Genomic DNA, 17,352 nt, shown 5'->3' on the forward strand with positions numbered 1-17,352 from the left:
GTGCTGGTGGGGATTGGGCGACGCGCGTGCCGCCGTGCGCCGGAGCGCGTGAAGCATGTTCAGCATGTGAAGCATGTTCAGCGCGTGAAGCACGTGAAGCACGTGAAGCACGTGAAGCACGTGAAGCATGTGAAGCATGTGAAGCACGCGCGGCACGTGAATAACGCGAAGCATGCGGAGCGCCCATGCTGAGGGCGATTTATCATGCGCTCTGGTGGCTCATCGCGCCGCTTGCTGTGCTGCGTCTGTTGATCCGTTCGCGCAAGGAGCGCGGTTATCGCGAGCATATCGGCGAGCGCTTTGGTTATTCGCGCGGCCGGCTGCCCGAAGACAACGCGCCGTTAATCTGGGTGCATGCGGTGTCGGTGGGCGAGACGCGCGCCGCGCAGCCGTTGATCGACGCGCTGATCAAGGCGCGTCCCGACGCGCGCATTCTGTTGACGCACATGACGCCGAGTGGCCGGGCGACCGGCACACAGATTTTCGGCGACACCGTGTTGCGCAGCTATCTGCCGTACGACATGCCGCATGCGGTGCGGCGGTTCCTGCGCACGTGGCGGCCGTCGCTCGGTCTGGTGATGGAAACCGAAGTGTGGCCGACACTGATCGACGAATGCCGTCGCGCGGATGTGCCGCTCGTGCTGACCAATGCGCGAATGTCGGCGCGCTCGTATAAGCGTGCGGCCAAATTCGGCGGCGCGACCCGAGATGTGTTCGGTGGTTTCGCCCGCGTGCTGGCGCAGAGCCCGGCCGATGCCGAGCGGCTCACTGCGCTCGGCGCGCGCAACGTCGCGGTGCTCGGCAATCTGAAGTTCGACATGACTACGCCGCCGGAACTGGCGGCGCGCGGTCATGCGTGGCGCGCGGCGATCGGCACGCGACCAGTGTGGGTCGCGGCGAGCACGCGCGAAGGCGAAGAGGCGTTGGTATTGCAGACGTTCGCGGCGCTCGGCATCGATAATGCACTGCTGATCCTGGTGCCGCGTCACCCGCAACGCTTTAACGAAGTGGCGGCGTTGGTCGAGAAGGCGGGCTTGCGGCTCGAGCGGCGCTCGAACTGGGCGCCGGACGCGAAGGTGGCGTCCGCGGCGTTGAGCACGAGCGGCCGCGTGCCGGCTTTGCCTGCCGGCGTGAACGTGTTGCTGGGCGATTCGATGGGCGAACTCGGCGCGTACTATGCCGCTGCGGATCTGGCGTTTATCGGCGGCAGTCTGTTGCCGCTCGGCGGGCAGAATCTGATCGAAGCGTGTGCGGTCGGTGTGCCGGTGCTGATCGGGCCGCACGTGTTCAACTTCACGCAGGCCACTGCGGATGCGGTCGCGGCGGGCGCCGCCTTGCAGGTGCAAGACCCAGCCGATCTGGCGCGAGCTTTACGCGAGCTGTTCGGTGACAAGCCGCGGCGGCTGGCGATGGGCGGCGCGGCGTCGGCCTTCGCCGCGCGTCACCGTGGCGCCACCGCGCGCACCGTGGATGTGTTGATGGCGTTGGTGCCGGAGTGATGCAGTGATGGAGTGACGCAGTGAATCAGTGACTTGTGGCGCAGAGGGCGTGAAGCCTCGGCGTGCGCAACGTGCGCGAAGCGTTTGAAGGGCTTGAAGCGTTTGAAGCATGTCAAGCGTGTGAAGTGCGTGAAGCGTGTGAAGTGCGTGAAGTGCGTGAAGCGTGTGAAGTGCGTGAAGTGCGTGAAGTGCGTGAAGCGTGCATCGAGGCTGCGGCTTTCGAACCTTGGCCTCACTCCCCACTTCACTCCCCGCCTCACACCTTCAGCAATCCCTTCTTCTCGATAAACGCCACCACCTCGTTCAATCCGTCGAGCGCCTTCAGATTGCACATCACGAAGGGCCGCTCGCCGCGCATCTTCTTTGCGTCCGCAGCCATCACGTCGAGATTCGCGCCGACCATCGGCGCGAGGTCCGTCTTGTTGATCACCAGCAGGTCCGACTTCGTAATGCCGGGGCCGCCCTTGCGCGGAATCTTCTCGCCGCCCGCCACGTCGATCACGTAGATGGTCAGGTCCGACAGCTCCGGACTGAACGTCGCCGCGAGGTTGTCGCCGCCCGATTCGATGAACACGATATCGGCGTCAGGAAAGCGCGACAGCATGCGGTCGACGGCTTCGAGGTTGATCGACGCGTCTTCGCGGATCGCCGTATGCGGGCAGCCGCCCGTTTCGACGCCCATGATCCGCTCGGCCGGCAACGCGCCCGCCACTGTCAAGAGACGTTGATCTTCCTTCGTATAGATGTCGTTGGTAATCGCGACGAGATCATATTGGTCGCGCATCGCCTTGCAGAGCATTTCGAGCAGCGTGGTCTTGCCGGAGCCGACCGGACCGCCGACGCCCACGCGCAACGGCGGCAGTTTCCTGGTGCGGGCAGCTGGCTGATGAGGTGCGTTCATGATGGATCGTGTTATGAGCGAAAGAGCCGCGAATACTGCGACTCGTGACGCGCCGACAGAATGCCGAGTTGCGGCGCGAACGTGTTGATGTTTTCCGGCGACGTGGCGAGCGCACGCGCGACGGCGGCGTCGATCGTCTCGCGCAATGCAACGATGATGCGCTGGCCCGCGAGCTGTCCCAACGGCACGGCCTTCAACGCGGCGGCGGCCTGGTTCTCGACCCAGCTAAAAGCGTAAGCGGCGAGCGCGGCGTCGACGGCGGCGTCGTGCGCGTACGCGGCGAACGCGAACGCGGTGGGTTGCGCGAGCGGCGTGAGCGTTGCGAGCGTCGCGCGTCTTGCCGCATCGCCCCATTCGAGCGACACGCACAACTGCCGCAGCGACCAGCCCATCTGTTCGGTTTCGCGGCGCAGCTCCGCGGACTCGCGGCTCGCGAGAAATTCGCCGTTGGCGTCGGCGAGACCCGCGGCGTCATGCGCACGCCAGCGTTCCATCTGATGCGCGAGAAACGGCAGCTCGCCGTGCGCGAGCACGTCGGTCAGGCCGCTCGCGATCCACGCGCGGGCGGAATCGGCATCGGTGATCAGTTGTGCTTCGATCGCGGCTTCGAGTCCTTGCGAGTAGCTGAACGCGCCAATCGGCAGCGCCGGCGACGCGAGATGCAGCAGCGCGGTGAGTTCAGCGATGCGCATGATGCGCATGATGCGAGTGATGCGGGTGGCCGCACGATTCGTCGTGGTCGTGCGAGTGATCGTGGTCGTGATCGTGCGAGTGGCCGTGGTCGTGCGAATGGTCGTTGCCATGCTCATGCGAGTGGCCATGCTCATGCCCGTGATGCTCACCGAACACCTGCTGCGCGAGCGCATAGTCTTCGGCGAACGTCTCGTCATGCCCATGCTTGTGCCCGCCGCCATACGCGCCGGACTCCGGCTGGAACGGCATCGACACCTGATCGACCGTCGTGCCGATGCGCACCAGCATGTCGGCCAGCACCGGATCGTATTCGAGCTTCAGGTAATCCGCGCCCACTTCGACCGGCGTGTGGCGATTGCCGAGGTGATACGCGGCGCGTGTCAGCGTCAACGCATCTTTTGCGCGCACGACCAGCACCGCTTGCGGCGCGGCAACCACGCGCACGAGGCCGCCGTCGTCGGCGACGAGCACGTCGCCGTCGCGCAGCACGGTGCCGCGCGGCAGCAGCAGCGCGACTTCTTCGCCGCTGTCGAGCGTGGCCGCGAGCCGGCTCCGGCGACGCTCGTCGAACGCGAGCGTCAGGGTTGGCGCGCGCTTCACCAGCACCGGTGCGAGCTTCAGATGCGGCGCGAGCAGTTTGTCGAGAGTACGCATGGTCAGAACAGGAAGTAGCGTTGCGCCATCGGCAGCACGGTAGCCGGATCGCAGGTCAGCAATTGGCCGTCGGCGATTACCTGATAGGTTTCCGGATCGACGCTGATCGCCGGACGCCACGCGTTGTGAATCATGTCCGCCTTCGAGATGTTGCGGCAGTTCTTCACAGCCACGATACGCTTGTTCAGACCGTAACGTTCGGCCACGCCCGCGTCGGCGGCCAGCTGCGACACGAAGGTCAGCGACGTGCGCCCCAATGCGCCACCGCGCGTGGCGAACATCTCGCGATAGTGAACCGGTTGCGGCGTCGGAATCGACGCATTGGGATCGCCCATCTGCGCCATCGCGATCATGCCACCCTTCAGGATCAGCGACGGCTTGATGCCGAAGAACGCGGGTTCCCAGAACACCAGGTCGGCCCACTTGCCCGGTTCGATCGAGCCGACTTCATGCGCGATGCCATGCGTGATCGCCGGGTTGATCGTGTACTTCGCGACATAGCGCTTCGCGCGGAAATTGTCGTGGCGCGCGTTGTCCTCGGGCAGCGCGCCGCGTTGCACCTTCATCTTGTGCGCGGTCTGCCACGTGCGGATGATCACCTCGCCGACGCGGCCCATTGCCTGCGAATCCGACGACAGCATCGACAGCGCGCCGAGATCATGCAGGATGTCTTCGGCGGCGATGGTTTCGCGGCGAATGCGCGATTCGGCGAACGCGATGTCTTCGGCGATCGACGGGTCCAGGTGGTGGCACACCATCAGCATGTCGAGATGCTCTTCGAGCGTGTTGACGGTGTACGGGCGCGTCGGATTGGTCGACGAAGGCAGCACGTTCGCTTCGCCGCACACCTTGATGATGTCCGGCGCGTGGCCGCCGCCCGCGCCCTCGGTGTGATACGTGTGGATCGTGCGGCCCTTGAACGCGGCGACCGTCGCTTCGACGAAGCCCGCTTCGTTCAGCGTGTCGGTGTGGATCGCGACCTGCGTGTCGGTGTCGTCGGCGACGGACAGACAATTGTCGATCGCGGCGGGCGTCGTGCCCCAATCCTCGTGCAGCTTCAGACCGATCGCGCCCGCGGCGATCTGCTCGAGCGCCGGCTGCGGCTGGCTCACGTTGCCCTTGCCTAGAAAGCCGAGATTCATCGGATAACCATCGGCCGCTTGCAGCATGCGTTCGAGATGCCACGGACCCGGCGTGCAGGTGGTCGCGTTGGTGCCGGTGGCGGGGCCGGTGCCGCCGCCGAGCATGGTGGTCACGCCACTCGCGAGCGCTTCCTCGATCTGCTGCGGGCTGATGAAGTGTATGTGCGTATCGATGCCGCCCGCCGTCACGATCAGGCCTTCGCCGGCGATCACTTCGGTCGACGCGCCGATCGCAATCGTCACATTCGGCTGGATGTCCGGATTGCCGGCCTTGCCGATCGCGGCGATGCGGCCGTCCTTGATGCCGATGTCGGCCTTCACGATGCCCCAATGGTCAAGGATCACCGCGTTCGTCACGACCGTATCGACGACCTCGGCATGCACCCGCTGCGACTGGCCCATGCCGTCGCGAATCACCTTGCCGCCGCCGAATTTGACTTCTTCGCCGTAGGTGGTGAAGTCGCGCTCGACTTCGATCAGCAACTCGGTATCGGCGAGGCGCACGCGGTCGCCGGTGGTGGGGCCGAACATTTCCGCGTATGCGCGGCGGCCAATGCGTAGTGTCATGGTGTGGGTCCGGAAATGAGCAGTGCGATTTGGGCCAGTGCCCTAAGGGGCATCACAGCTTGCCCATCACCTTGCCGTTGAAGCCGTAGACGATACGCTCGCCCGCCAGTTCGACCAGCTCGACCGTGCGTTCCTGACCGGGCTCGAAGCGCACGGCGGTGCCCGCCGCGATATTCAGCCGGAAGCCGCGCGCCGCATCGCGATCGAAAGAAAGCGCTTCATTCACTTCGTAGAAGTGGTAGTGCGAGCCGATTTGCACCGGCCGGTCGCCGGTGTTCGACACGACCACCGTGATGGTGGTGCGGCCCGCGTTGAGCTCGTGTTCGCCGTCGTCGATCAGAAGTTCGCCGGGAATCATGCTTGCCTTATCGGATCAGGAGGGATCGGGAAGATCAGGGAATCGGGTGATGAACCGTGACGAGCTTGGTGCCGTCGGGGAAGGTGGCCTCGACCTGAATGTCGGGGATCATCTCCGGCACGCCTTCCATCACGTCGGCGCGTGTGAGCAGCGTGGTGCCGTAGTGCATGACTTCGGCGACGGTCTTGCCATCGCGGGCCGCTTCCATCAGCGCCGCGCTGATGAACGCGACCGCTTCCGGGTAGTTCAGCTTGAGGCCGCGGGCGCGGCGCCGTTCGGCGAGCAGCGCGGCGGTGAAGATCAGCAGCTTGTCCTTCTCGCGAGGTGTCAGCTTCATCGAATGTATGCGTTGGTTGCGACGGTTGTGGTGCGGGTCTCGCCAAGGGTCTGAGGCGACCATCATAGGCGCTGCGCGTCGCGGCCGCGATCGACACGCGGCGCACGCGGCGCACGCGATCAGTCCACGACGGATGCAATGCCAGACGAGCCAGCCACGGTATCAAGTCCGGCTAACGGCGCGCTTACAGATCGGCCGGCAACGGCGCGCCGAACCACTTCTTCGACATCGTGTTGAGCGTGCCGTCCTGCTTCGCCTGCGCGATCGCGGCGTCCACTTTCTGCTGCAGGCGCGGCTCGTTCTTGTTCATGCCGACGAAGCAGGGCGAATTCTTGATCACGAACTTCGGCTCCGGCCGGCGCGGCGGATTCTTCGCGAGAATCGCAGCCGCCACGATGTTGCCGGCGGCGATCAACTGCACCTGGCCCGACAGGAACGCGGCGATGGTTGCGTTGTTGTCCTCGAAGCGTTTGATGGTCGCATTTGGCGCCATCTGCGACAGGCCGATTTCTTCGAGTGCGCCGCGGGTTGCGCCGACCGTCTTGCCGGTCAGATCGGCGGGGCTGGTCACCTTGATGTCGGCCGGGCCGAACACGCCCTGGTAGTACGGCGCATAGGCAGTCGAAAAGTCGATCACCTTCTCGCGTTCCGGCGTCTTGCCGAGCGACGAGATCACCAGGTCGACCTTGCCCGTTTGCAGATACGGAATCCGGTTCGCGCTATTGACCGGCACGAGTTCGAGCTTCACGTTCATCGACTTCGCGAGCAGCGCGGCGGTGTCGATGTCGTAGCCTTGCGGCTTCATGTCGGCGCCGACCGAGCCGAACGGCGGATAGTCTTCCGGCACGGCCACTTTCAGCACGCCGGCCTTCGCGATGGTGTCGAGCGTATCGGCGTGAGCGGCGACCGCATGAAAGGCGAGGTCGGCGGCGATGGGCGCGAACAGCAGTGCGGCGATCAATGCGCGGCGCGCGGGGCGGGGAAAGAGTCGTTTCATGGTCTGTTAGCCGTGGTGGGGTAGTCGTGGTGGGGTAGTCGTGGCGTGGTGGTGGTGGCGAGCCGGTCGGCTGCCGTCGGAGCGCGGCAGCATCGTGGCGCAGGGCTACGCAAGGTGTGTGCCATCGCGGGGGCTGCGGTTGCGGCCCGTGAGCACAGGTTGCGCACTTGATTGGGGTGCATGTGTGCGCCGCTGTGGTGCGTGACCAGCCCTGCGAAGACGAAAGGCCGCTGCGGGGAGGAGGTGACCCGGGAGACGGCCCGGATGGATCAGGTCGACCAAATCCGCAACGGCACAGCCGCAACCCCATGCACAACCGGCCGCAATTGCAGCCAGCACCGCGTCAACGCGTGCTGCAGCGTCTCCATCGAGCGCGACACTGCACGCACGAGCACCACACCTTGCGTCACACACGAAGCGGCGGCGCGCAGCGAATCGTCGAATGGCAGTTGCGCGGTTAGCGACTCGGCAAGCGCGTCGTCGCAAGCCGCGCCGACGGCCCACAAGGTTCCGTATGCGGGAAATCCGGCCAGCCCCTGGGCCGCATCGCGCAGCGGATCACGGGCGTCAAGGCTCGCGCGTTCGAGCCACAGCAACTCGCCATGCGCGCCCACGATCCGCGACACTGCGCGCAAGCAGCCATCCGACCACCGTTCACCAGCCGCTTGCCGTCCGAGCTGGGTCGCATCCCATCCCAAAGCGGTAGCGCCCTCCGCCATGCTCAGCGAGAACTCCAGTTGCGCATTCGCATGATCGAACACGATATTGTTTTGCGGCAACCAGTCGAGTCTGGCCTGCTCGCCGACGCGCACCGCGATTCGCTGATGCGCCGCGCGTCCGTTGGACTTGTACCACTTGGTTGCGCCGGGCGTGGTGATGACCGCATGCGCGCCGGCGCCGAGCGCGACGTCGATATCGAGCCGGTCGCCGCCCGCGATCCCACCCGGCGGATGCACGATGACCGCATGGCAGATCGAGCGGCCTTCCGGATAGAGCGGCCGCTGCACGCGCAACGGCCCATCATGCAGCCGATGCGCGAGTGTCGTGCGCTCGTCGTGTTTGACGAAGCCGAGTTCGAGACGGGCGCGCCATTGCGCATCCGCATGAGCGTGCGCGTCGGCGAGCGTGGCGTGATTTTCGTGGAGCGACATGCGAATGGACGTGCAAATGGACGTGCGAATAGGCAATAGGCGTACGAATGAACGTATGAGCGGGCGGGCTGAAACGGAGCTTGGGGCGCAACCCCGTTCGCGCGGAACGCATGTCGACCATGCGCGACGCGCATCACGCCCGAATGCGCCGAGAATAGCACGCGCGGTCGCGGCTGCCCGTCACACGGCGATCAACGCGCGCACGCCGTCCTTGTCCATGTTCGCCCCATCGCCGCCCGCGACGATCTCACCGCGGCTCATCACCCAGTACTGGTCGGCGATGTCCTTCGCGAAGTCGTAATACTGCTCGACGAGCAGCACCGTCATGCCCATCTCCTCGACCAGTTGACGCAGCGTGCGGCCGATGTCCTGAATGATCGACGGCTGGATGCCTTCGGTCGGTTCGTCGAGGATCAGCAGTTGCGGCTCGCTCATCAGCGCGCGGCCGATTGCGAGCTGTTGCTGCTGGCCGCCCGACAGATCGCCGCCGCGACGGTTGCGCATATCCTTCAGGACTGGGAACAATTGGTAGATGCGCTCAGGTATCTTTTTGGGCGCTTTCTTGCTGGCGGCGCCGACCAGCAGATTTTCCTCGACGCTCAGCCGCGGGAAGATATCGCGGCCTTGCGGCACATAGGCGAGCCCGTGCTCGACGCGAGCATAGGTGGGCAGCTTCGTGAGCGGCGTGCCGCGCCAGGCGATCGCTCCGCTTCGCGTCGGCACCACGCCCATCAGGCAGCGCAGCAGCGTGGTCTTGCCCACGCCGTTGCGGCCCAGCAGAACCGTGAGCTTGCCGGCGGGCACGCTGAGCTTCACGTCACGCAGGATGTGGCTGCCGCCGTAGTACTGATTCAGTTTGTCTACTTCCAGCATGTCCGTTATGTCCGTTCGAATCCTTGATTCACCGACCCAGGTAAGACTCGATCACCGTCTCGTCCCGCTTGACTTCGTCGAGCGTGCCGTGCGCGAGCACGCGTCCTTCGGCCATCACCGTCACCTTACCGGCCGCCCCCGACAACGCCGCGACGAACTCCATGTCATGTTCGACGACCATCATCGAACAGGTGCCGCGCAGATGATTGAGCAAGTCGGCCAGCTGCATGATTTCGTCGTCGGTCATGCCGGCGGCCGGCTCGTCGAGCAGCAGCAGCGCCGGTTGCTGCATCAACAGCATGCCGATTTCGAGGCGCTGCTTCTGGCCATGCGAAAGCTCGCCGGCCAGCCGCCGCGCTTCGCTTTCGAGGCCGATCAGCGCGAGCGTCTCCTCGATGCGCGCCTGCGCCGCGCGATCCAGGCGCGCACGCAGCGAAGCCCACCAGCCCTTGTCGGTCTTCATCGCCAGTTCGAGGTTTTCCCACACGGGATGCTGCTCGAACACCGTCGGCTTCTGAAACTTGCGCCCGATGCCAGAGCGCGCGATCGACGGCTCGTTCATCCGCGTGAGATCGATCGACTGGCCCAGAAACACCTTGCCTGAATCCGGCGCCGTCTTGCCGGTGATGACGTCCATCATGGTCGTCTTGCCGGCGCCGTTCGGACCGATGATGCAGCGCAGTTCGCCGGCGTCGATCGCGAGCGACAGCGCATTCAACGCGCGAAAACCGTCGAAGCTCACCGTCACGTCTTCGAGGTACAGGATCGTGCCGTGCGAAACATCGATCTCGCCCGGCACCACCACATGCCCCATGTTCGCGACGCCGCTCAAGGAGCGCTCAGCGGGCGCTTCCGGTAACGCGAGATCAGGAACCATCGGATTTTCGTTCATGAGCGGTTCCTCTTGCGCGTCACGAGTTCGACCAGCCCCATGATGCCGTTGGGCAGCAGCAGCGGGACCAGCACGAAGATCAGACCGAGAAAGAACAGCCAGTATTCAGGGAAGTTCGCCGTGAAGAAACTCTTCGCGCCGTTCACCGCGAAGGCGCCGACGATCGGCCCGATCAGCGTGCCGCGTCCGCCCACCGCGACCCAGATCGCCATTTCGATCGAATTGCCCGGCGACATCTCGCCGGGATTGATGATGCCGACCTGCGGCACGTACAACGCACCCGCAAGCCCGCACAACACGGCCGACACGGTCCACACGAACAGCTTGTACGCGAGCGGGCTGTAGCCGAGGAACATCAGGCGCGTTTCGCCGTCGCGCACGGCGGTGACGACGCGGCCGAGCTTCGACGTGACGATCGCACGCGCGCCGAGGAACGCGGCGATCAGCACTGCGAACGTGATCAGCAGCAGCGCGGTACGCGTGCCTGGATGCGTGATCGGAAAGCCGCCGATACGCTTGAAGTCGGTGAAGCCGTTGTTGCCGCCGAAGCCCGTTTCGTTGCGATAGAACAGCAGCATCGCGGCGAAGGTCATCGCCTGCGTGATGATCGACAGGTACACACCCTTCACGCGTGAGCGGAACGTGAAGAAGCCGAACACCCAGGCGACTACCGCCGGCACCAGCACCACCAGCAGCAGCGCGTAGCCGAGGTGCTGGGTGCCTTGCCAGTACCACGGCAACTGGTGCCAGTCGAGGAACACCATGAAGTCGGGCAGGTCGCTGCCGTACTTGCCGTCGTGGCCGATCGCGCGCATCAGGTACATGCCGATCGCGTAGCCGCCGAGCGCGAAGAACAACGCGTGCCCGAGGCTCAGAATGCCGCAGTAGCCCCACACGAGGTCGAGCGCGAGCGCCGCGATCGCGTAGCACATGAACTTGCCGGCGATCGTCATCGCGTACGCGGACAGATGCAGCGCGCTCGTTTCAGGCACCACTAGCGTGGCAAACGGCACGCCGAGCCCGAACCCGATGATCAGCGCGATCAGCGCGAGCCACGCGCGGCGCGACAGCAGCGCGGGACGCGGCGGCAAGCCGAGTGCGAAGCCGCCATGCAGGTCGCGGCTGGGGATCGTGCCGCCGCTCGTCGCGCCGACGGGAGAGGTGGAAGCCGACGAAGCCGGCGAGTTTGAGGATGAGGTGGCCGATGTCATCTCATGCCTCCGCGCTGCGGCCCTTGAGGGCGAACATGCCCTGCGGACGCTTCTGGATGAACAGCACGATCAGCACCAGCACCGCGATCTTCGCGAGCACCGCGCCCCAGAACGGTTCGATCGCCTTGCTGACGAGCCCGAGCCCGAAGCCGCCGATCACCGTGCCGGCCAGCTGGCCGACGCCGCCCAGCACGACCGCCATGAACGAGTCGATGATGTAGCTCTGGCCGAGGTCCGGCCCGACGTTACCGATCTGCGACAGCGCGCAACCGCCCAGACCGGCGATGCCCGCACCGAACGCGAACGCATACGAGTCGACCCGCGCGGTCTTCACGCCGACGCAAGCGGCCATGCGGCGGTTCTGCGTGACAGCGCGCACGAACAGACCGAGACGTGTCCTTGTCAGCACCGCCCACGCGATCCCGACCACGATCAGCGAGAACGCCAGAATCGCCAGCCGGTTGTACGGCAGGATCAGATTCGGCAGCACGGTCACGCCGCCGCTCATCCACGACGGGTTGACCACCTGCACGTTCTGCGCGCCGAACAGCATGCGCGTCGCCTGAATCAGGATCAGGCTGATGCCGAAGGTGGTCAGCAGCGTTTCGAGCGGACGGCCATACAGATGCTTGAGCACCAGCCGTTCGAGCACGATGCCGACCAGCCCGGCCGCCACGAACGATGCCGGCACCGCGCACAGCGGATACCAGTCGAACGCGCCGGGCGCGAAGCGTTGAAAGAGGTTCTGCACGACATAGGTCGCGTACGCGCCGATCATCAGGAACTCGCCGTGCGCCATGTTGATCACGCCGATCAGCCCATACGTGATCGCGAGACCCAGCGCGGCGAGCAGCAGCACGCTGCCGAGCGACAGGCCCGCGAACAGCGTGCCGGCGATCTGGCTGCGGCGCTGGATCGCGTCGAGTTCGTCGATGCCGCTCTGTGCGGCGCTGCGCACGCGATCATCGGCTTCGATGAAGGTGCCGTCCGCTTTCTTCGCGACCAGCGGCCGCAACAGTTCGTTCATGTCGAGATCGTGCCGCGCGGCGACGAGCTGCACGGCTTCGAGGCGCTTCGCCGGATCGGCGTCGTGCAGCGCGGTCATCGCCCACACCGTGTCGAGGCGCTTCTTCAGCGTCGAATCGGTCTCTTTCGCGCGGGCCGCGTCGATCAGCGGCTTGAGCGCCGGATCGGGGTTTTGCAGCAGCGCGCCGATCGCGGCCGCGCGGGTGGTCTGGTCGGGCGAGTCGAGTTGCAGGCCCGCGAGTGCGCCCGCTACCTTCGAGCGCAGCAGGTTGTTCAGCGTGACCGGCTGCGCGTCGCCCGCGGCGACGGTCTGGCCGGTGACGGCATCGCGCGTGGTGTCGCCGTCCTGCAGCAGCACGGCGCCCGCGTCGGTGGCGAGCGCGCTGTCGTCGGACAGCGCTTTGAGCACCGCCAGCGACGCCTTGTCGTGGTTGGCGATGAGCTTGTCGATGGCGGCGGATTTCGCTTCGAAGTCGTCGCCGGCGAGCGGCGCGACATCGGCCGGGCTCAGCGCAAACGCGGCGAGCGGCGCGCCGCCCAACGCAAACGCGACGAGCACGAGCGCCGCGCTGCCGATACTACGTCGTGCGAAGCATGCGAGTCGCTGTGCGAAGCGTGCGCAATGGAGGAATGAAAACGCCATGGTGGCCTTTGCAGATAAACCGGGGCGACCGTGCGGCAGGGACGCGGGCGCCTCTGCCGCGCGGTCGGTTGCTGTGTGCGCAACTTCATTCTCGGTACGAACTCACGGCGCGCTCGACGCGCTTGCCGTGAGATCACGTCGGCTCGCTACGCGGCTAGACGCGCGGTCGTAGCGAACGGGCCGCTCAGGCGACGCGCGAGCGTTTCAGAAACGCCGGGATCGAGCTGACCACGTCCGGCTTGCTCGCATTGCCGGCGATGAACGGACTCCACGGCTGCGCACGAACTGCCGTTTTGGTGCGCCACACCACGTTGAACTGGCCGTCGGCGCGCACTTCGCCGATCATCACCGGTTTGTGCAGATGGTGATTGCCGTCCATCTCCAGCGTGAAGCCCGACGGCGCGGCGAAAGTCTGGCCGACCATCGCGACGCGCACCTTGTCGACCTCGGTGCTCTTCGCTTTCTCGACCGCCTGCTTCCACATGTGGATGCCGACGAAGGTCGCTTCCATCGGGTCGTTGGTCACGCGCTTCGCGCCGCCCGGCAGATTGTTGTCCTTGACCCACGTGGCCCATTGTTTCTTGAACTTCTCGTTGGCCGGGTTGCGCACCGACATGAAGTAGTTCCATGCCGCGAGGTTGCCCACCAGCGGCTTGGTATCGATGCCGCGCAGTTCCTCTTCGCCGACCGAGAACGCGACCACCGGCACATCCGACGCCTTCAGCCCCTGGTTGCCGAGTTCCTTGTAGAACGGCACGTTCGAGTCGCCGTTTACGGTCGAGATCACCGCGGTCTTGCCGCCTTGCGAGAAGGTCTTGATGTTGGCGACGATGGTCTGATAGTCGCTATGGCCGAACGGTGTGTAGACCTCCTGAATATCGGCTTCCTGGACGCCCTTGGACTTGAGGAACGCGCGCAGGATCTTGTTGGTCGTGCGCGGATACACGTAGTCGGTGCCGAGCAGGAAGAAGCGCTTCGCGCCGCCGCCTTCCGCGCTCATCAGGTATTCGGTCGCCGGAATCGCCTGCTGGTTCGGCGCTGCGCCTGTGTAGAACACATTGCGCGACATTTCTTCGCCTTCGTACTGCACCGGATAGAACAGCAGGCCGTTCAGTTCCTCGAACACCGGCAGCACCGATTTGCGCGACACCGAGGTCCAGCAGCCGAACACCACGGCGCACTTTTCCTGGGTGATCAGCTGGCGCGCTTTTTCGGCGAACAGCGGCCAGTTCGACGCGGGGTCGACCACCACCGGCTGCAGTTGGCGGCCCATCACGCCGCCGTTCTTGTTGATGTCCGCGATGGTCATCAACGCGGTGTCCTTGAGCGACGTTTCGGAGATGGCCATCGTGCCCGACAGCGAATGCAGCACCCCCACCTTGATCGGGCCGCTAGCGGACTGCGCATGCGCGAACGGAACCCGGCCAGCAAGCGCCAGCGCGCCGGACATCGAACCGTACTTCAACAGACTGCGACGTTTCATGTATATCCCCTTGCCATTTGATGGTGACTGTTTATGGGCGTCGATTTCGGTCAGCAGGGCTGATGCCGCATGACTTGCCGCTCGGGTACTGCAAGCCACATGCCATGCGGCAAATCTGGCGCGAACACCATGTCTCGCACGCTGCTGCGCGGTTGCCGCCCGGCTGGTGATGCGCGTTGCGGCGCGAAACTGGTGCACGATCGCCCGGTGCGCCTCGTTCGGGTGCGTGCCGCGCTGCAACGAAGCGCGCTCATTCGCCAAGGGCTACGAGCGGTGCATGACTGCCGCGCCTTTGTGCATGCACCGCGCTCTGCCTACACTGAAAGACCACACACGCGAGGAGACACGACATGAACGAACCCGCCGGCGTCAGCCCACCCGACATGTCCGCTTTCTGGATGCCCTTCACCGCGAACCGGCAGTTCAAGAGCGCGCCGCGTCTGCTCGCGAGCGCGAAGGGCATGTACTACACGTCACACGATGGCCGGCGCATTCTCGACGGCACCGCGGGCCTCTGGTGCGTCAACGCGGGCCATTGCCGCGACGAGATCGTTGCGGCGGTGCAGGCGCAGGCGGCTGAAATGGATTTCGCGCCGACCTTCCAGATGGGCCACCCAAAGGCATTCGAGGCCGCGACCAAAATCGCCCGCCATACGCCCGGCGATCTGAAACACATCTTCTTTGCGAACTCGGGCTCCGAGGCCGTCGATACCGCGTTGAAGATCGCGCTCGCTTATCACCTCGCGCAGGGCGAAGGGCAGCGCACCAGGATGATCGGCCGCGAGCGCGGTTATCACGGCGTCGGCTTCGGCGGCATTTCAGTGGGCGGCATCGCGCCGAATCGCAAGGCGTTTTCGGGTGGCCTGCTGCCTGCGGTCGATCACTTGCCGCATACGCTGAACCTCAAGGAGGCGGCGTTTTCGAAAGGGCAGCCGGCGTGGGGCGCGCATCTCGCCGATGAACTGGAACGGCTCGTCGCGCTGCACGATGCATCGACGATTGCCGCGGTGATCGTCGAGCCGGTGGCTGGTTCGACGGGCGTGCTGATTCCGCCGCAAGGCTATTTGCAGCGGCTGCGCGACATCTGCGACCGGCACGGCATCCTGCTGATCTTCGACGAAGTGATCACCGGCTGGGGCCGCCTCGGCGCGCCGTTCGCCGCGCAATACTTCGGCGTCACGCCCGACCTGCTGACGATGGCCAAGGGCACCAACAACGCCGCCGCGCCGATGGGTGCGGTCGCGGCGAGCGCGAAGATCCACGACGCGATCGTGAACGGCGCGCCGGCCGGCATCGAACTGTTTCACGGCTACACATACTCAGGGCATCCGATCGCGGCGGCGGCGGCGTGCGCGACGATCGATCTGTACGAGCGCGAGCAACTGTTCGAGCGGGCCGCGCGGATGGCGCCGCTGTTCGAGAAGGCGATCCACAAGCTTAACGGCGAACCGCATGTGATCGACGTGCGCAACCTGGGACTGGTGGGCGGCGTGGAGCTCGCGTCGCGTGCGGACGCGCCTGGCGCGCGTGCTTATGAGGTGTTCGTGCGCTGCTTCGAGAAGGGTGTGTTGACGCGCTATACGGGGGACATTCTGGCGTTTTCGCCGCCGTTGATCGTCGAGGAGGCGCAGATCGAGGAGATCTTTGGGACGGTGGCCGAGGTGTTGAGGGAGACGGAGTAGGGCGCGCGTCGCGTCGTCAGGCGCGCATTGCATTGATCGCGGGCTGTGCGGACCGCGCAAGGCCGCCTCGTTTTCGAGGCGGCCTTTTCAATCCCGGCATGCGGCGGCGACGCACGATCAGAACGCGATAAACGGCCCGGTCTGTGTGCCGATCCGCGCGTTGCTGAGGGCGGTGTAGACGCTGCGCCCATAGAAGAACGGCAGCCCCCAGATGAACATGCCGGACGATGGCGAGCCGAGGCTGTCGTAGGCCGCGTACTGGTTGGCCAGCAGCGACGCGGCATTCGCGAGTGAGAACGACACGGTGGCGGGCGTGGAGCCGTTGCTGATGCCCGTGAGGATCGCGGACAGGCTAAGGGTGGTGATCGGCACGTACCAGTAGTTGCTCGTGTAGGGCACGGTGGAGTCCGCGAAGATGTTCGCATTGGAGCCGCTGTCGATCGCGCTCGTATAGGGTCTGCTCTTGTATGTGGTCGTGAAATAGCCGTACTGGTTGAGCGAGAGGATGTTCGGAGCCGATGGCAGCGCATTGTTCGTCTGCGTGCCGATGCCGAAGATCAGCTCGCCCGTCGCGGTTGCCTGTCCGCCCGCGGGCAACGCGGGCAGGCGGATGATCGTGCCGTTGTTGTCCGATGTGAAGTTGGCGACCGGATTCATGACCTGGGTGTCGAGCGGAACACGTGTGCTGGTGCATGACGTCGCGGACGTGCAGTAGTAGTACGCGGCCGGCAGGGACGTGCTCGCCGCCGCCGGGTTATCGCGTTGTGGCGGCGCGATGCCGACCACGCCATTCGCGCCCATATCGGTTACCGAGCCGAGGTTCGTGCCGCCGCGCGACATGCAGTCCGATGGGGTCGAGTACTTGCCGTCGGCGATCACCTGGATCGGCATATTGCTTGCCATCTTGCTGCCGATCGTGACGTCGGCGCGTTTGATGGACCCCCACGTATAGCCGGAGCCGAACACCGCGCACTCGGCGATCGACGCGTTACCTGTCGGATCGTCGGTGGCGCCGCTTTGCGCGGGCAGCCTGGCGCCGAGCGCCGAACCCAGCGCGCTGCCGAGCACGCGCACCCCGACCGAGCCGGTGTCGAGCTGCATATGGTCGATCGTTGCGCATTGAGTGGCGCCTTGACCCCCTGGGACGCATATCGTGACGCTTACGTACGGCATGTTGACGTAGCTTGTCCATCGTTCCACGGTGATGGGGACGGTGTTGGTGGGGGGTGTTGGTGTTGGTGTT

Annotated in this window: 17 protein-coding genes; 3 read left to right on the top strand and 14 right to left on the bottom strand. The window is 65.3% G+C overall.

The annotated features are described in order from the left end of the window. Positions 1 to 48 precede the first annotated feature (48 nt). Positions 49 to 192 (top strand): hypothetical protein, encoded by a 144-nt coding sequence (locus BN2475_RS34970; RefSeq protein ID WP_218023681.1) that lies wholly within the window; start codon positions 49 to 51, stop codon positions 190 to 192. Then, positions 186 to 1,499, top strand: coding sequence for a lipid IV(A) 3-deoxy-D-manno-octulosonic acid transferase (gene waaA / locus BN2475_RS03615; RefSeq protein WP_094778213.1), 1,314 nt, complete (start codon positions 186 to 188; stop codon positions 1,497 to 1,499). Before BN2475_RS34970 ends, waaA begins: the two co-directional genes overlap by 7 nt. Positions 1,500 to 1,755: 256 nt before the next feature. On the opposite strand, the gene ureG is transcribed toward waaA, so the two are convergent. The 13 genes from ureG to urtA form a co-directional block, all read right to left on the bottom strand. After that, positions 1,756 to 2,400, bottom strand: a complete 645-nt coding sequence (gene ureG / locus BN2475_RS03620) for an urease accessory protein UreG (protein ID WP_094778214.1) — start codon at positions 2,398 to 2,400, stop codon at positions 1,756 to 1,758. Positions 2,401 to 2,411: 11 nt separating this feature from the next. Then, the gene (locus BN2475_RS03625; RefSeq protein WP_094778231.1) at positions 2,412 to 3,092 is read right to left on the bottom strand and encodes an urease accessory protein UreF; all 681 of its coding nucleotides are present in this window, start codon (positions 3,090 to 3,092) and stop codon (positions 2,412 to 2,414) included. Next, positions 3,079 to 3,747 (bottom strand): urease accessory protein UreE, encoded by a 669-nt coding sequence (gene ureE, locus BN2475_RS03630; RefSeq protein WP_094778215.1) that lies wholly within the window; start codon positions 3,745 to 3,747, stop codon positions 3,079 to 3,081. Before ureE ends, BN2475_RS03625 begins: the two co-directional genes overlap by 14 nt. Positions 3,748 to 3,749: 2 nt before the next feature. Beyond that, a complete protein-coding gene (ureC, locus tag BN2475_RS03635; RefSeq protein ID WP_094778216.1) occupies positions 3,750 to 5,456 on the bottom strand; it encodes an urease subunit alpha in 1,707 nt (568 codons plus the stop codon). 52 nt (positions 5,457 to 5,508) lie between these two features. Continuing rightward, positions 5,509 to 5,814: an urease subunit beta gene (locus BN2475_RS03640; RefSeq protein ID WP_094778217.1), complete on the bottom strand. Its 306-nt coding sequence runs from the start codon at positions 5,812 to 5,814 to the stop codon at positions 5,509 to 5,511. A gap of 34 nt (positions 5,815 to 5,848) precedes the next feature. After that, on the bottom strand, positions 5,849 to 6,151 hold the full coding sequence (gene ureA, locus BN2475_RS03645) for an urease subunit gamma (RefSeq protein ID WP_063495016.1): 303 nt from the start codon (positions 6,149 to 6,151) through the stop codon (positions 5,849 to 5,851). Between the two features lie 184 nt (positions 6,152 to 6,335). Beyond that, positions 6,336 to 7,148 carry a transporter substrate-binding domain-containing protein gene (locus tag BN2475_RS03650; RefSeq protein ID WP_094778218.1) on the bottom strand — a complete coding sequence of 271 codons (813 nt, stop codon included), beginning with the start codon at positions 7,146 to 7,148 and terminating at the stop codon, positions 6,336 to 6,338. A gap of 269 nt (positions 7,149 to 7,417) precedes the next feature. Beyond that, positions 7,418 to 8,299: an urease accessory protein UreD gene (locus BN2475_RS03655; RefSeq protein ID WP_094778219.1), complete on the bottom strand. Its 882-nt coding sequence runs from the start codon at positions 8,297 to 8,299 to the stop codon at positions 7,418 to 7,420. A gap of 180 nt (positions 8,300 to 8,479) precedes the next feature. Next, positions 8,480 to 9,172, bottom strand: a complete 693-nt coding sequence (gene urtE, locus BN2475_RS03660; protein ID WP_094778220.1) for an urea ABC transporter ATP-binding subunit UrtE — start codon at positions 9,170 to 9,172, stop codon at positions 8,480 to 8,482. A 28-nt stretch (positions 9,173 to 9,200) separates the two neighbouring features. Continuing rightward, a complete protein-coding gene (urtD, locus tag BN2475_RS03665) occupies positions 9,201 to 10,064 on the bottom strand; it encodes an urea ABC transporter ATP-binding protein UrtD (RefSeq protein WP_094778221.1) in 864 nt (287 codons plus the stop codon). Then, a complete protein-coding gene (gene urtC, locus BN2475_RS03670; RefSeq protein ID WP_094778222.1) occupies positions 10,061 to 11,275 on the bottom strand; it encodes an urea ABC transporter permease subunit UrtC in 1,215 nt (404 codons plus the stop codon). Before urtC ends, urtD begins: the two co-directional genes overlap by 4 nt. 1 nt (position 11,276) lies before the next feature. Continuing rightward, on the bottom strand, positions 11,277 to 12,944 hold the full coding sequence (gene urtB / locus BN2475_RS03675) for an urea ABC transporter permease subunit UrtB (RefSeq protein ID WP_094778223.1): 1,668 nt from the start codon (positions 12,942 to 12,944) through the stop codon (positions 11,277 to 11,279). A gap of 184 nt (positions 12,945 to 13,128) precedes the next feature. Continuing rightward, positions 13,129 to 14,427, bottom strand: a complete 1,299-nt coding sequence (gene urtA, locus BN2475_RS03680; RefSeq protein ID WP_094778224.1) for an urea ABC transporter substrate-binding protein — start codon at positions 14,425 to 14,427, stop codon at positions 13,129 to 13,131. Between the two features lie 350 nt (positions 14,428 to 14,777). On the opposite strand from urtA, the gene aptA reads away from it, so the two are divergent. Next, positions 14,778 to 16,109 carry an omega-aminotransferase AptA gene (gene aptA, locus BN2475_RS03685; RefSeq protein ID WP_094778225.1) on the top strand — a complete coding sequence of 444 codons (1,332 nt, stop codon included), beginning with the start codon at positions 14,778 to 14,780 and terminating at the stop codon, positions 16,107 to 16,109. A 117-nt stretch (positions 16,110 to 16,226) separates the two neighbouring features. Here aptA and BN2475_RS03690 read toward each other — a convergent pair. After that, a partial coding sequence (locus tag BN2475_RS03690; RefSeq protein WP_094778232.1) for a DUF3443 domain-containing protein occupies positions 16,227 to 17,352 on the bottom strand: 1,126 nt, incomplete at its 5' end.

This window comes from Paraburkholderia ribeironis (assembly GCF_900019265.1).
GTDB lineage: Bacteria > Pseudomonadota > Gammaproteobacteria > Burkholderiales > Burkholderiaceae > Paraburkholderia > Paraburkholderia ribeironis.

Excerpts from the sequence above, each read along its gene's own strand:
- BN2475_RS03650 (WP_094778218.1), bottom strand. The coding sequence starts at position 7,148 with ATGAAACGACTCTTTCCCCGCCCCGCGCGCCGCGCATTGATCGCCGCA.
- ureG (WP_094778214.1), bottom strand. The coding sequence starts at position 2,400 with ATGAACGCACCTCATCAGCCAGCTGCCCGCACCAGGAAACTGCCGCCG.
- BN2475_RS03625 (WP_094778231.1), bottom strand. The coding sequence starts at position 3,092 with ATGCGCATCGCTGAACTCACCGCGCTGCTGCATCTCGCGTCGCCGGCG.
- urtE (WP_094778220.1), bottom strand. The coding sequence starts at position 9,172 with ATGCTGGAAGTAGACAAACTGAATCAGTACTACGGCGGCAGCCACATC.
- ureE (WP_094778215.1), bottom strand. The coding sequence starts at position 3,747 with ATGCGTACTCTCGACAAACTGCTCGCGCCGCATCTGAAGCTCGCACCG.
- urtB (WP_094778223.1), bottom strand. The coding sequence starts at position 12,944 with ATGGCGTTTTCATTCCTCCATTGCGCACGCTTCGCACAGCGACTCGCA.
- BN2475_RS03655 (WP_094778219.1), bottom strand. The coding sequence starts at position 8,299 with ATGTCGCTCCACGAAAATCACGCCACGCTCGCCGACGCGCACGCTCAT.
- urtC (WP_094778222.1), bottom strand. The coding sequence starts at position 11,275 with ATGACATCGGCCACCTCATCCTCAAACTCGCCGGCTTCGTCGGCTTCC.
- BN2475_RS03640 (WP_094778217.1), bottom strand. The coding sequence starts at position 5,814 with ATGATTCCCGGCGAACTTCTGATCGACGACGGCGAACACGAGCTCAAC.
- ureC (WP_094778216.1), bottom strand. The coding sequence starts at position 5,456 with ATGACACTACGCATTGGCCGCCGCGCATACGCGGAAATGTTCGGCCCC.
- urtD (WP_094778221.1), bottom strand. The coding sequence starts at position 10,064 with ATGAACGAAAATCCGATGGTTCCTGATCTCGCGTTACCGGAAGCGCCC.
- waaA (WP_094778213.1), top strand. The coding sequence starts at position 186 with ATGCTGAGGGCGATTTATCATGCGCTCTGGTGGCTCATCGCGCCGCTT.
- urtA (WP_094778224.1), bottom strand. The coding sequence starts at position 14,427 with ATGAAACGTCGCAGTCTGTTGAAGTACGGTTCGATGTCCGGCGCGCTG.
- ureA (WP_063495016.1), bottom strand. The coding sequence starts at position 6,151 with ATGAAGCTGACACCTCGCGAGAAGGACAAGCTGCTGATCTTCACCGCC.
- aptA (WP_094778225.1), top strand. The coding sequence starts at position 14,778 with ATGAACGAACCCGCCGGCGTCAGCCCACCCGACATGTCCGCTTTCTGG.